At 48.5% G+C, this 13,584-nt stretch carries 12 protein-coding genes; 1 reads left to right on the top strand and 11 read right to left on the bottom strand.

Features of this window, described 5'->3' with window-relative positions; all coding sequences use genetic code 11:
* Window positions 1-26 precede the first annotated feature (26 nt).
* Together ACS5WU_RS07455 and ACS5WU_RS07450 are read right to left on the bottom strand one after the other, a co-directional pair.
* Window positions 27-308: a hypothetical protein gene (locus ACS5WU_RS07455; protein WP_059108750.1), complete on the bottom strand. Its 282-nt coding sequence runs from the start codon at window positions 306-308 to the stop codon at window positions 27-29.
* 89 nt (window positions 309-397) lie between these two features.
* The gene (locus tag ACS5WU_RS07450) at window positions 398-1,351 is read right to left on the bottom strand and encodes a nucleoside hydrolase (RefSeq protein WP_465089069.1); all 954 of its coding nucleotides are present in this window, start codon (window positions 1,349-1,351) and stop codon (window positions 398-400) included.
* A 130-nt stretch (window positions 1,352-1,481) separates the two neighbouring features.
* Here ACS5WU_RS07450 and ACS5WU_RS07445 point away from each other — a divergent pair, with 130 nt between their 5' ends.
* On the top strand, window positions 1,482-2,327 hold the full coding sequence (locus ACS5WU_RS07445; RefSeq protein WP_302760500.1) for a pirin family protein: 846 nt from the start codon (window positions 1,482-1,484) through the stop codon (window positions 2,325-2,327).
* 48 nt (window positions 2,328-2,375) lie between these two features.
* Here ACS5WU_RS07445 and ACS5WU_RS07440 read toward each other — a convergent pair whose 3' ends face one another.
* From ACS5WU_RS07440 to abc-f, 9 genes are all read right to left on the bottom strand, one after another.
* The gene (locus ACS5WU_RS07440) at window positions 2,376-3,617 is read right to left on the bottom strand and encodes a helix-turn-helix domain-containing protein (protein WP_046443608.1); all 1,242 of its coding nucleotides are present in this window, start codon (window positions 3,615-3,617) and stop codon (window positions 2,376-2,378) included.
* Window positions 3,618-3,721: 104 nt separating this feature from the next.
* Complete coding sequence (putP, locus tag ACS5WU_RS07435; protein ID WP_046443607.1) at window positions 3,722-5,212, bottom strand: sodium/proline symporter PutP; 1,491 nt, start codon at window positions 5,210-5,212, stop codon at window positions 3,722-3,724.
* Between the two features lie 128 nt (window positions 5,213-5,340).
* Window positions 5,341-5,859, bottom strand: a complete 519-nt coding sequence (locus ACS5WU_RS07430; RefSeq protein ID WP_465089068.1) for a gamma carbonic anhydrase family protein — start codon at window positions 5,857-5,859, stop codon at window positions 5,341-5,343.
* Entirely contained in the window at window positions 5,856-7,190 is a 1,335-nt protein-coding gene (gene scfB / locus ACS5WU_RS07425; protein WP_302760502.1) for a thioether cross-link-forming SCIFF peptide maturase, read from the bottom strand. Before scfB ends, ACS5WU_RS07430 begins: the two co-directional genes overlap by 4 nt.
* A 122-nt stretch (window positions 7,191-7,312) precedes the next feature.
* Window positions 7,313-7,456, bottom strand: coding sequence for a six-cysteine ranthipeptide SCIFF (scfA, locus tag ACS5WU_RS07420; RefSeq protein WP_059108746.1), 144 nt, complete (start codon window positions 7,454-7,456; stop codon window positions 7,313-7,315).
* A gap of 82 nt (window positions 7,457-7,538) precedes the next feature.
* Complete coding sequence (gene yajC / locus ACS5WU_RS07415) at window positions 7,539-7,982, bottom strand: preprotein translocase subunit YajC (RefSeq protein WP_235811556.1); 444 nt, start codon at window positions 7,980-7,982, stop codon at window positions 7,539-7,541.
* Window positions 7,983-8,068: 86 nt separating this feature from the next.
* Window positions 8,069-9,190: a tRNA guanosine(34) transglycosylase Tgt gene (gene tgt / locus ACS5WU_RS07410; protein ID WP_046443604.1), complete on the bottom strand. Its 1,122-nt coding sequence runs from the start codon at window positions 9,188-9,190 to the stop codon at window positions 8,069-8,071.
* Window positions 9,191-9,227: 37 nt separating this feature from the next.
* The gene (locus ACS5WU_RS07405) at window positions 9,228-11,927 is read right to left on the bottom strand and encodes a diguanylate cyclase domain-containing protein (RefSeq protein WP_302760504.1); all 2,700 of its coding nucleotides are present in this window, start codon (window positions 11,925-11,927) and stop codon (window positions 9,228-9,230) included.
* A gap of 149 nt (window positions 11,928-12,076) precedes the next feature.
* The gene (gene abc-f / locus ACS5WU_RS07400) at window positions 12,077-13,549 is read right to left on the bottom strand and encodes a ribosomal protection-like ABC-F family protein (protein ID WP_465089067.1); all 1,473 of its coding nucleotides are present in this window, start codon (window positions 13,547-13,549) and stop codon (window positions 12,077-12,079) included.
* Window positions 13,550-13,584 lie beyond the last annotated feature (35 nt).

The raw sequence follows: 13,584 nt of genomic DNA, 5'->3' as shown, positions 1-13,584 counted from the left end.
GCCGGAGTTCCCCACGCTTTTTGTTGCTATTCCTTGAAGAAAAACAAACCTTCGCCATTGCCTGTAGGCTCTCCCTCGACGAAATCGTTGATGGTTCCAACCTGCCATGCTTCGCGGGCTTCGCCGTCTTCGATGCGGTTGAATCCCCCATTTTTGTTTCCCTTAACAATAATTCCATTGCTTAGTTCATATTCTCCTGTTTGCAGCTTCTTTGCAATCGTGTTACCCTCCTGCTCCGCTGCGTTCCGTGCCCTCTGGAAATCGTCATAAGGCACTTCCTTATATCCCAAATAATATTTCTCCGTCATGTTTCGGACCATCCTTTCATTTGCTTGATGCTATATATATAATACGATTTCCATGCCCCAAACATGATTTTTCGTAAGCTTTCTGAATCCTATTCGTGCTTTTTACAACCCCGCGGCAAAACGAGAGACTCCTTGACCAGTTCTACAAAGCGCTCCCTGTCAATCTCCGTTCCAAACTCCACGCCAGGCTTTTCCGGCCATGTCCGGTACAAGTCCGCCACACTTTCTCCTGCCGTAATCCCTTCGATGCTGACCTTCACCGCAGCCTGCTCGTATGCAACCAGCGACGGATCAGCAAACACGGCTATGCACAGCGCGTCGTGGACAGGACAGGCATAAAATCCCAATTCTTCCTCGTAAGTCCCCGCATAAAATCCAAGCAGCTCGCCCACAAGCGCGGCAAGCTTGTTCGCGCTTGTTTTCAGTTCGTTGATCTCCTCTTCAAAAAACATTGCCTTCATCGTTACGTCAAGCGGAACAAGCGTAATCCTGCAGCCGCTTTCAACCACGATTTTTGCAGCTTCAGGATCGATATAAAAGTTGAATTCCGCCGCGGAATTAATATTTCCCGGCGCGCGTACCGCGCCTCCCATAATAACAAGCCTGTCGATTCCAGCCATGCAACGCGGCTCACGAAGGAACGCCTGCGCAATATTGGTGAGCGGGCCAAGGCACACGAGCGTTATCTTTTCGTGCGCCGCACATAAAGTATCCACCAGAAAGTCCACCGCATGTTTTTCCTGCGCCGCAGGCGCGTCCACCTCAAGCAGTTTCCCGCCAAGGCCGTTTTCCCCGTGAATTTTCCGGCCCGACTGGTTCATAAGGTCACGTTTTAACGGGCGCCCGCATCCCGCATAGACGGGAATATCCGACGCGTCTGCAAACGCCAGAATGTCCCGCGCATTTTGAAGCGTATTCCTCAGGCTGCTGTTGCCAGCCACAACGCTTACGCCAAGGATATCCAGTTCCCTTAAGCGCGTTGCCAAAAGAAGCGCAACCGCGTCGTCGTGTCCGGGATCGCAGTCGATAATGATCTTTTTCATCCTGTTCCCTCCACATCTCATTTTCTTTATTATACCCCACGGCGCAAGGATATCCATATTTTGATCATTAATTCGATAAATTGCCTGCATCCTGTTTATCAATATAGTAATAAGAAAAGGAGTATTCGCTATGGCAAACAGAAATATAATCAAAACAGTGAAAGGCATTCATACGCAGGACGGCGCGGGTGTGAATCTTGTTCGTGTAATCAGTAACCGGGACGTGGAGGATTTTGATCCTTTTCTCATGCTGGACGCGTTCGATTCCGATAACCCGGCAGATTACATCAAAGGGTTTCCGTGGCATCCCCACCGCGGGATCGAAACGCTCACCTATCTGATCGAAGGAGATATTGAACACAGCGACAGTATGGGAAACAAGGGCAGTATCTGTGACGGAGGCTGCCAGTGGATGACGGCAGGCAGCGGCGTTTTGCATCAGGAAATGCCCCAGGCATGCGAGCGTATGCTGGGCTTCCAGCTGTGGATCAATCTTCCCAGAGCGCATAAAATGACTACTCCCAAATATTTCGATATCACCAGCGATATCACTACAACGATTGAAAAGGAACACGCCACCATCCGCATCATCGGCGGCGATTTTGAGGGTACGCACGGTCAGGCACAGGGAGAATATGTAAAGGCGGATGTGCTCGATATTTCCGTTGACGCCGGGCAAACGCTTTCATTTGAAACCGATATTGAAAAAAATGTGTTTGTCTACCTGTTTGAAGGCAGCGCCTGTTTTGGAGGCAACAAGGATACGCTTATACCCGCCAAAACCGCAGCGCTGTTCTCACACGATTCCGGTTTTTCAGTGCGCGCGGGAGAAACGGGCGTGCGCTTTGCGTTCTTTGCCGGAAAACCGCTGCAAGAGCCTGTGGCATGGGGCGGCCCAATCGTCATGAATACGCCGGAGGAACTTGACGCGGCCTTTGACGAACTCAATGAGGGAACTTTTATCAAGCAAAGTTAACCATTCCATCAAAAAACGCGGCGCATTCCTGCGCCGCGTTTTTCTCTTTTACGGGATAAGCCTTGCCGTGCTGTCCCGGTACTTTCCGGGCGCAATGCCTTCCAATTTTTTAAATACCTTGGTAAAATAACTCTGTTCCTCAAACCCGACGATATACGCAAGGTCTACAAGGGAAATATCCGTGGTGGTAAGAAGCTTCTTCGCATTCTCAATCCGCACATAATTGATGTAGGCACTGATGCTTTTCTGCGTTTCCTCTTTGAATATTTTACTGAGATAAGAGACGGAAAAACCAGCCAGTGCCGCAAGCTCATTCAGTGATATTTTCTTCATGTAGTTTTCGCCGATATACGCTTTTACCTTTTCCACAATCCCTGCAAGGCGTACATGCCCCGTTGGAAAAACGGAGAACATGATACTGTTCAATACCTTGGTAAGCCACTCGTTCAGCTCCCTGATATTGTCAAATTTCTGTATCTCGCCAATATAATCGCCCGAAAGCGCAAATACGTTCTCAATGCCGATTCCGGTCGAAATCGCCTCGCGCAAAAGCCCAACGACAAGCTCTGTGACGCGCGCTTTGATAATCGTAAGATTCCCAAACGAGTGAAAATAGATGCTGCCCAGTATCTCGTTCAAAAGCTTTTGCGATTTCTCGCGGTTTTTGAGCTTGATCTGGTTCAGGAGCTTTTTTTCGAGCTCCATTTGAGTCTCCATGATCCCCTTCAAATCCTTGTGCTCGTATATCAGGCTGTGCATCATGAACTCGGTATCCTCTGTTTCCATCCTGATCTGGTTTCCCGAACGGATAGACGATGCTGTGCTTTTTGCGACAATGTTGATCATGTCCGCCAGATACGCCACCCGGTGGCAGGGAATATATGGCACCTGACGCGCCAGCTTTACCAAACTTGAAGCGTCCTTGTCATGGTACATATTGGGAAGGTCTTCCCCTTTAAATTCTTCCATATTTACCATCAAAAAAGGGCCGACCATAATAGCATAGCGCAGTTCGATTTCAACCGGTACGCCGCTCGCAATGAAGCACAATCCAAGCGGGCAGAGATACTCGTACTTTCCGCCCCACTTTTCAGACTGGAAGGCGCTTGCCGCATGAAGTCCCGCGCATTCCTTCTCAATGCCGTATTTCTTTTGCAATTCAAGGCATTCGCTGCACAGTCCATTATCCGGAGTCCACTCTGTCTTCGTATCCACTATGAAGCAATCGATTCCAAGGGCATTCTCAATGAGCTGTCTGCTTTTTTCGATGGAAAACTCTGTTTTATCCAAATTCAATCACCTGTGTTTAGTATACCATACCGTACATCGATTCATCATGAAAAATTCTCTTCAAAAAAAGGAGCAGATTACTCCGCCCCCTTCCTGCCTTTACTTTAACTCTGGCTCACCTTTGCAGCTTCAAATTCCCGTTCGATTTCTGCCGAAGGCTTTTTATCGAGCAGGCTTACGATCACGCAGGCAAGCAGCCCTAAGAAGAAGCCTGGAACGAGCTCATACAGCCCGGTTGGGCCCGCGAGGAAATTATTCCATATGATTGCGATTGCAAACCCTGTCGCCATACCTGCCAGCGCTCCATTTTTCGTAGTGCGCTTCCAGAACAACGCGAGCAGGACAACCGGCCCGAAGGCGCTGCCAAAGCCTGCCCATGCAAAGGACACAACCGACATAATGGAGGTCTGCGGATCCCGCGCCAGAACCGCCGCGATAACCGCGATTACGATTACGCCGATCCTTCCGATCCACATCAGCTTTTTCTCGGTTGGCTTTTTCTTTGCCACCTTTTCATAAATATCCGCTGTAATCGCCGACGACGCAACCAATAGCTGCGAATCCGCCGTGCTCATTACCGCCGCAAGGATCGCGGAAAGCAGGATTCCGGCAATGACCGGTACAAAAAGGTTGCCCGCCATCACGAGGAACACGGTTTGCGCGCCCGCGGCGTCCGTAAACATATCTCCAAGGTACAGCCTGCCGACAATACCAACCATGATTGCCCCCGCAAGCGCAAGTACATTCCAGCTTGTCGCGATCCTTCTTGACGTTTTGATCATGCGCGGTTCCTTGATTGCCATATAGCGGATAATGATATGCGGCATACCGAAATAGCCAAGCCCCCATGCAAGGTTTGAAATGAGCGACATGGGATTAAGCGGCGTTCCGTCCGTATTGGTGAACGGATCCAGGAACCCGGGAGCGATGTTGTTTGCTGCATTGATCGCTTCCTGCGGGCCGCCAAGCTTGCCCATTGCAGCCAGCGGCACCACAAAAATCGCCACGAGCATCAGCATTCCCTGGAAAAAGTCTGTCCAGCAGACCGCCTTAAAACCGCCCATAAACGTATACGCGATAATGACCGCCGCGCAAATCACCATTGCAACCGTATAATCCATACCCGGGAAAACAGCGGTAAACACCGTTCCGCCTGAAACAAAGCCGGATACGACATAAAATGTAAAAAACACCAAAATAACCGCGGAGCTGATGAAGCGAAGCACGCCCTTATCGTCCTTGAAGCGGTTTTCGAAAAACTGCGGGACCGTGATGGAATCCCCTGCCACAAACGAATACTGGCGCAGGCGTTTTGCCACCACAAGCCACGAACAATACGAGCCGATTGCAAGGCCGATTCCCAGCCAAACTTCGCTCATGCCGGACAGGTAGAGCGCGCCCGGCAGGCCCATCAGCAGCCATCCGCTCATGTCTGACGCCTGTGCGGAAAGCGCCGCCACCGCAGGATTGAGTCCCCTGCCTCCAAGCATATAATCGGACAGGTTGGACGACTTTTTGTAGAAATAAAAACCAATTAGTAAAACAAAAATAAAATAGCCAATAAAAGAAAAAACAACTCCCCAACTAAACTCCATACATACTCCCCTTTTTTATGATGATTCCCAAACAATTAACGTTATTATTATATCGAAAAAATCGCTCAAAGACAAGTTTGCATAAAAAAACGGATATCCCGTGGGATATCCGCCCTTACCGATTGCCTTTATAATTCTTCTTCCGTCTCTTTGTATTCCTTTGCTTCAGCCATGTAATAGTCCACAAGCTCCTGCTGGTGGTCTATGTCATCCTCGTTTACCTGACGGACTACCTTTGCGGGCGAGCCCATGATTACGCTTCCATCCGGAAATTCCTTATTCGGCGTCACAAGCGAACCCGCGCCCACAAGGCAGCCTTTGCCGATCTTTGCGCCGTTGAGAACCACTGCGCCGATCCCTATCAGGCTGTGGTCGCCAATCGTGCACGAATGCAGGTTCACGTTATGCCCGATCACCACGCTTTCGCCAATCACAAGCGGCAGGCCGGTATCCGTATGCAGCACGCTGTTATCCTGAACGTTGCTGCAGTTGCCGATCGTAATGCGGTCCATATCCCCTCTCAGCACTGCGCAGGGCCAGACTCCGACGTTTTCTCCCAGTACCACATCGCCTGTTACTACGGCGCTCTTATGTACAAACGCTGTTTGATCAATCTTGGGCGTATGTCCCTTTACCTTACAGATCATAATAGGTCCTCCTCAAATGTTTTGATCGCGATTGCCGTCTCGATTCGTTTTTTCTCGGTCTCGCAGCCGATTTTATACGGTTTGCGGATATCCCCTGTCGCATGGTAGGAGTTTGCCGCGCAGCCGCCCGAGCAATAATACTTTGCCCAGCATTCGCTGCAGCCCTCTTTTGTAAAAACATGCGTATCGATAAATTCTTTTTTGATATCCTGATTTACTTCATCGTCAAAAACGCTTCCCATATAAAAATCTTCCATTCCGGCAAACTGATGGCACGGATACAGCTTTCCATCCGCCGCAACGGCAAGATATTCGCTGCCCGCCCCACAGCCTCGCAGCCTCTTATTAAGGCACGGCCCGCTGTTGAGGTCGATCATAAAATGGAAGAAGTTGAATCCGTTCCCCGCCTTATCACGTTTGATGTATTCACGTGCAAGTATTTCATATTCATGCTTTAACTGCGGGATATCCTCCGCACGGATTGCATAGCTTTCCCCCGTCACTACAGGCTCGACGGAAATCTGGTCAAATCCGGCGTCCGCGATTGCGCATACGTCGTTTGAAAAGTCCATATTTTCAGCCGTATAGGTTCCCCGCACATAATATTCCCTGCCGCCGCGCCCGTCAATGATTTTGTGGGCGTTTTTGAGCACTCTATCGTAGCTGCCTTCGCCGGCCACGTTTTTACGCATTTTGTCGTGAACTTCTTTCCTGCCGTCCATACTGATCACAACATTTTTCATCTCACGGTTGATAAACTCCGCCATTTCGTCCGTCACATGGTAGGCGTTTGTCGTAAGTGTGAAGCGGATATTTTTGCCATGCAGCTTTTCCTGCTCCCTGCCGTATTCCACCGTCTTTTTCACCACGTCAAAATTCATCAGCGGCTCCCCGCCGAAAAAGTCCACCTCCAGGTTCTTCCTGTTTTCACTGTGGCTGATCAGAAAATCAATGGAAGCCTTTGCGGTCTCAATATCCATCAGCGCCCGTTTACCGTGATATTCCCCTGTATCTGCAAAGCAATAGGAGCAACGCAGGTTACAATCCTGCGCCACCAACAGACACAGCGCCTTAACGACGGGCGTGTTAAACTTTGCATTCTTTGCGTCTATTTCGCATTGTGAATATAATAATCCCTGCCTGGTCAGCTCGTCGATTTCTTCAAGCACCTCGCGCGCTTCCTCGCCAAGATCATTTACTATTTGCTCGTTTGTTTTCCCCGCATTCTTGAATGTCAATACACTCATTGCGGTGCGATCGATTGCGTGCACCGAGCCGGATTCCACATCCAGCGCCACATAATGCCCGCAAAATTCGATTAAGTGAACCATACCTTACCAGCGCTCCTTCGTCGCTTCACGGGCGGAACATACTGCTTACCCGTGTGCCCTTCGTTTGGCGAAAAAAATGACGGCATATTTTACAATGCCGCCACCACTTTGATACAAATAACTCAGTCTTTCTTCTCGCATTTCTGGTTTGCAAGCGTACAGGACGTTTTGCAAGCAGACTGGCAGGATGTCTGGCATTCGCCGCAACCGCCTGTGCGTAAAGTATCCTTCAGATTACTCTTTGTAATCGTCTTAATATGCTTCATCTAAGAAATTCCTCCTTGGAAATTTTCGACTTTTGTATTTTACCATAAGTTTACAAAAATTTCAAGTTTTGCTTGATCCGGCTTATTTTCCCTTTTTCGCGCTCTTGGAATTTTCTTTCTTTTCGTCCGCTTTATCGTCCTTTTTATCGCTATCGTCTGATTTATCTTTCTTTTCGTCCGTTTTGTCCGGGATTTCTTTACCCTCTTCAAAACTTTCTACAGAAGCGATTGCGCCTTTTGCGAGAACCAGCTTTGTTTTATCCGGACCGCATTCAATCGTAATGAGGTCTTCCTTAATCGCAACAACCTTGCCGTAAAAACCGCCGATTGTCTTAATCATGTCGCCGATACGCAAGTTGCCGAGCATATTCTTAAACTGTTTTTCTTTCCTTTTGTTCGGAACAATGATCAAAACGATGAACACCACGATCAGCAAGATCGGGAAGAGCATCATCAGCATACTGTTTCCGCCGCTTGCCGCCGTTCCTGCAGCATCCGCCGTTCCACTTACACATCCTGTTGGCATACCTTAATTACCGCCTTTCATTTTTCAAAAAAGTACTATAGACTATAATATCGTTTGCGCGCCTAATAGTCAATAATTTTTTCCCATTATATCTGGAAATCAGCCATAAATTCGCGCCTGAACTCTTCAAACGTCCCTGTTTGGATATGTCCTCGTATTTCCTCCATCAGCCTGATGGTGAAACGCGTATTATGGATGGACAGGAGAATGGCTCCCAATATTTCGTTTGTCTTGACAAGATGCCTGATATACGCCCGCGTATGGTTCCTGCACGCATAACAATCGCACGATTCATCAATCGGACGAAAGTCCTTTGCATATTCCGCGTTGCGTATCACAAGCTTGCCATTGCGCACAAGCGCAGTGCCATTGCGCGCTATGCGCGTTTGCAAAACACAGTCGAACATATCTACCCCGCGTGCAACACCCTCCACAAGGCAATCCGCACTGCCAACACCCATGAGGTAACGGGGCTTATCCTCAGGAAGGATTTCAGTCACCGCATCCAGCATTTCGTACATCATCGGCTTAGGCTCTCCCACGGAAAGCCCGCCTATCGCATTACCGATAAAATCAAGCCGCGCGATTTCCTCAGCGCTGATTTTGCGCAGTTCCGGATACATCCCGCCCTGCACGATGCCAAATAACGCCTGCTTATCGTTTTGCTGCGCGTCCCTGCAACGCTTTGCCCAGCGGTGCGTACGCTCCATAGAATGCTTTGTATATGCAAAATCCGCAGGATACGGCGTACATTCGTCAAGCACCATCATGATGTCGGAACCAAGCGCTTCCTGTATGGCCACTACCTTTTCCGGCGTAAACATATGGCGCGAACCGTCAAGGTGGGACTGAAACGCAGCCCCCTCCTCCGTCAGTTTACGCAGGTCTCCAAGACTGAACACCTGGAATCCGCCGCTGTCCGTCAGGATCGGCTTTTTCCAGTTCATAAACTGGTGCAGGCCCCCTGCCTCGCGTATCAGTTCGTGCCCCGGGCGCATGTACAGATGATAGGTATTGCCAAGAATGATCTGCGCGCCGCATTCGAGCACCTGGTCGTTTGTCATGGCCTTGACCGTTGCCTGCGTACCGACAGGCATAAAAACCGGTGTCTTGATCTCGCCGTGCGGCGTTTTCAATACGCCTGTCCTTGCCCTTGAAAAGCCGTCCACTGCTTCTACTTTAAAATCAAAATTTCTATTGTATCCCATACGTCCTATTGTAATGGAAAAAGGACTGTATCGTCAATCACGATTCTTGGCTGACGTCGTCGCAAATCATCAAAAACACTTCCTTGCCGCCAACCCACGGAATACTCCTTGCCTTCGCCATAACCTTTCTATCCAGTATTTCACTGAATATTTCCGCTTCCGCTTTTTTATCGTCTTGCGTAAGCTTTCCGCCCGGGCAGTTATCACAGTGCTTGTCCGTCTGGAAAAACACCTTGCAGCATTTTTCCCCCACCCCGATACCCGGTACGTTTTCCTTGGTGCGCTTGTTTGCATATAAAATTTTATGCGTATCTTTTTCTACCACATAAATCCATGAATCCTGATAATCGAGTATCGTTTCCAACGCCCTGAGCACTTCTTCCGTGCGGACATGCGCCCGTTCCTTGAGCAGGAACACGCTTAGAACCGCAGCCACAAGCGAAAGCGTATTCACCTGCTCCTTCGTCCAAAACCGGTTTTCACTGCATTCGTCAAAGCCGACGAAGCCTTTTATCTTCCCGTCGTCCCTGATCGCGCACTGCAGCATGGATTTGATGCCCTGGCTTTTTAATAATTCCTGTTGTTTTGGGGACAGCTTATCCACATCTTTACAATAGAAAATCCCATCCTCGTTGAAATTTTCTTCAAAATAATCGAGCTGAACATAATCTATATTTTGCAGCACATCTATTTGCGGCAGGATACCATCGTCGCACCATTCAAAGGTATTGCTACAGGTGGCGCCGTCCTCTGAATTCTCAAAAATATAAGCCCTGCTAACGTCAAACTTCTTGCCGACAATCTCCAAAATAAGCGGAATGGCCTTTTCTATATCCTCCGTCTGGTACAAAGTATGGAATACATATTCCGCAAGTTCCTGGTTCATTCCCCTGCCGCTGTGATTGGAATCAATGGCCGCCCCAAGATAGCTTGCTCGTCCGACCTGTTCCTTCTCATCAAAATCAGGAAGTATTGGAGAATAAAACGAGAAGGTGCATTTCCCCTCTGTTTTGGCATTGTACAGCGCGACATCCGCATTTTTATACAATGTATAAAAATCAGTGCCGTCCTCAGGCGCCATTGCTATACCAATACTGCACGAGAGATGATGCCGCCCGCTCCCTGCGCCAAGCAATCCTTCAAATGCGCTCAAAATGTCTCTCGCCCGCTGTCCTGCATTTTCGCGTTCCTGTATATTCCCTAGGAAAACAGTAAACTCATCCCCGCCGACGCGTCCAACAACGTCTCCCTCGCGAAACATGTTCTGGAGGATACCGGCAACATCAGCAAGCATTGCATCGCCGCTCAGGTGTCCGTAGACGTCATTGATCATCTTGAAATTATCCACATCGATAATCATAAAGGCGGCGCGCGCATTCTTGCCGAGTTCCTCCAGTTTTTTTTCAACCATTGCCTGCACCGCACCTTTGTTATAAAGCCCGGTGAGCACGTCGCGTTCCGCACGCTCCTGCATCATCTTTGCATACCGTTTTTCCTGATCGATATCAATGATTACGCCTACTACTTTTGCCGGCGCGCCATTTTCATCAGTTTGCAGCGTCGCCCGCACGCGGCACCACAGATAATTTCCGTCCTGCTTCGCGATGCGGATTTCCGTTTTCGAATATACGACGCCTTGTTTCATTTCCCTGATGATCTTATCCAGTAAAACGACGTCCTTGGGATGCACGTGGGAACGCAGCAGCAAGTCCTCGCTTACCCGTTCCTTAATCGGTTTGTAGCCAAACTTCTTCTCCCAGTTTGAAGAATAAAAAAGGTCGTCGTTTTTGATATCCCACTCAAAGATAATATCAGTGGACTGGTCCAGGATGATCTGGTGGCGTTCAACAGAAAGCCTGCGTTCTTCCCGTGCCTTCTTATTTTCGGTAATATCCATCAGAATACAATAAAACACCCGTTTCCCGTTGTTACGTTCCACAAGCTGCCCCCGGTCAAGCACCCACATAAGGCTGCCATCCTTACATACTACCCTGTATTCAATTTCTTTGGTATTTTGCCGTTCGAGTTGTTCTTTTGCATCTGCCCATGCCTTTTTGAGGTCCTTTTCATAAATCATGGGCGCGAACCTGCCGTGGAAGCGATCCATGATCTCTTCCCTCGTATACCCAAACATCGAAAGAAACCCTTCGCTGAATTGCAAAAGATCCAGCTCCGGCGTATAGTCACAACAAATTACGCCGCCCGGAATGTTGTTGGTAAGCGCCTCGAGGTCAAGGCTTCGTTCCTTGAGCTTCGTTGTCTGCTCGTCCAGCATATTTTTGAGAAATTCCGTCTGCTCTTTCGTAAAGATACGGGGAAAAAATTCCTCCGCCGCCTGGTCGCTGCTGGCAAGCGAAATATGAAGCTGGCGCAGCTTTATCTCGCCGTTACGCTCTATGCACACCGCCGATATACGTACAGGCAGCTCCATGATGTCGCAGTCGCTGGCATTTTCTTTGACGCATACGAGTCCCTGCAAGGCACAAAGCCCTTCCCCGAGGGCCGACGCCCAATACCTGCTGTTTAATATTGTAAACGAGCCTTTGAATTCCTTCCATTCATTTTCCAAAAAGAGCCTTGCTTCTTCAATCCCGTTGCATTCTTCTCCTTCGCCCGTACCTATCCACTGGACATCCCTGTCCAGCATGCCTATGGTCGCAGCAAGGTCCCGCTCTTCATAATAAGCCTTTTGCAGGCGATTCATAAAATCGACTGCTCTTTGTTCCAACGCATTCACACCATTTCTCCTTTTGCAGGGATAGCGCAATTTGGTTTTATGCCATACATATTACAATCCCTCGGCCCGTTGTGGAACCAGACCAGTCTATGATATATTACTTTTTTAGTACCATATTATTTTATCAAACTCCCTGTCAAAAGTATACATTATAATTTTATTGTTTTCGTTGCGACCGTTTCTTCAAAACTGCGGTCGTGTTCTACAAAAAGCATTGTTGCTCCGGACTTTTTGATCATTTGTTCGATCTGTATTCTTGAGATCGCATCGATAAAATTTAATGGTTCATCCCACACATAAAGATGCGCCCTCTCACACAGGCTTTTTGCAAGAAGTACTTTCTTTCGCTGCCCCTCGCTCAGTTCTTCCATATTTTTGTCGAACTGTACCCTCGGAAAACCCATTTTACGCAGCATCGTCATAAACAGCGTTTCGTTCTCTGTCTCCCGTGCAAATGCTTCGAGGCTTCCCGATAAAAACGCAGCATCCTGCGGGACATAAGAAATCACAAGGTTTGATGCAAGGAAAAATGTACCGCCATGCAGGGCCGGCTGCCCGCAAAAAAGCTTCAGTATGCTTGTTTTTCCACACCCGTTTTTTCCGGAAAGCGCAATACGGTCTCCCTGATTTAACGTGAAGCTCACATTTTTGCATACTGTTTTATCACCATAAGAAACCGAAACATCTTTAAGCTCTGCAAGCCTTTGCGTGTGATGCGCCAGCGGGATCAGTTTTAAATCGTCTGCCCGCTCCAAATTTTTAAGTAACTTTGATTTTTCCTCTACCGCCCGTTGTGACCGGTCTTCCGTGCTTTTGGCGCGTTTCATCATCTTAGCGGCCTTATGCCCGATTGCGCCCCTGTCCGGCCTGAGGCCGGCAATCCTTGTTCCTTTTTTTGTTTTTTCCACTTTGTCCGCCCAGTTTGCCTTTTGATGGGCAGTCTCCGTAAGGCGCTTGATTTCTTTTTTGAGCCGTTCATTCTGGTTTAACTCATAGCTGTCCTGCCGCTCTTTGTTTTCCATCCATGAAGAAAAATTCCCGTTTTGTATTTCGATATTTGTTTTATTGATCGATAGAATATGATCGATACAGGAATCCAAAAATGCCCTGTCATGCGACACCAGTATGAATCCCCGTTTGCTCCGCAGATAATTGCCTACGATTTCGCGCGCCGCCTGATCGAGATGGTTTGTTGGCTCGTCAATCAGCAAAAAATGATCTTGCTGCAAAAACAGCACTGCAAGCAGAACCTTTGTCTGCTCGCCGTTGCTCAGCGTTTCAAAAGGCCTTGAAAGCACATCCTCCGCCACCTGCAAAAGTGATAGTTCACGTTCCAGCTGCCACGGTTCAAATTCTGCAATACCCTGCGCTACTTCAAGCGTAGTCAGCGTTTTATCTGCTATGGGAAACGGAAAGTAATCAAACGACACCGGCGCCGATATGCTCCCGCGGTATTCCAGCTTTCCTGAAAGCAGCCTGAGAAATGTGGTTTTTCCGCATCCGTTTCTCCCCGTAAAGCCCAGCTTCCAGTTTGTATCCATTTGAAAGGATACATCGTCAAAAATTGTATCGTAACTTCCGTCGTAGGAAAATGTAAGGTTTGATATATGAATTAACGACATAAAATATTCCTCCTGTTTGTAAAAGAGTATAAAAA

The organism is Christensenella sp. KGMB01412, assembly GCF_055522415.1.
This window is presented reverse-complemented; position numbering and strand designations above follow the sequence as displayed.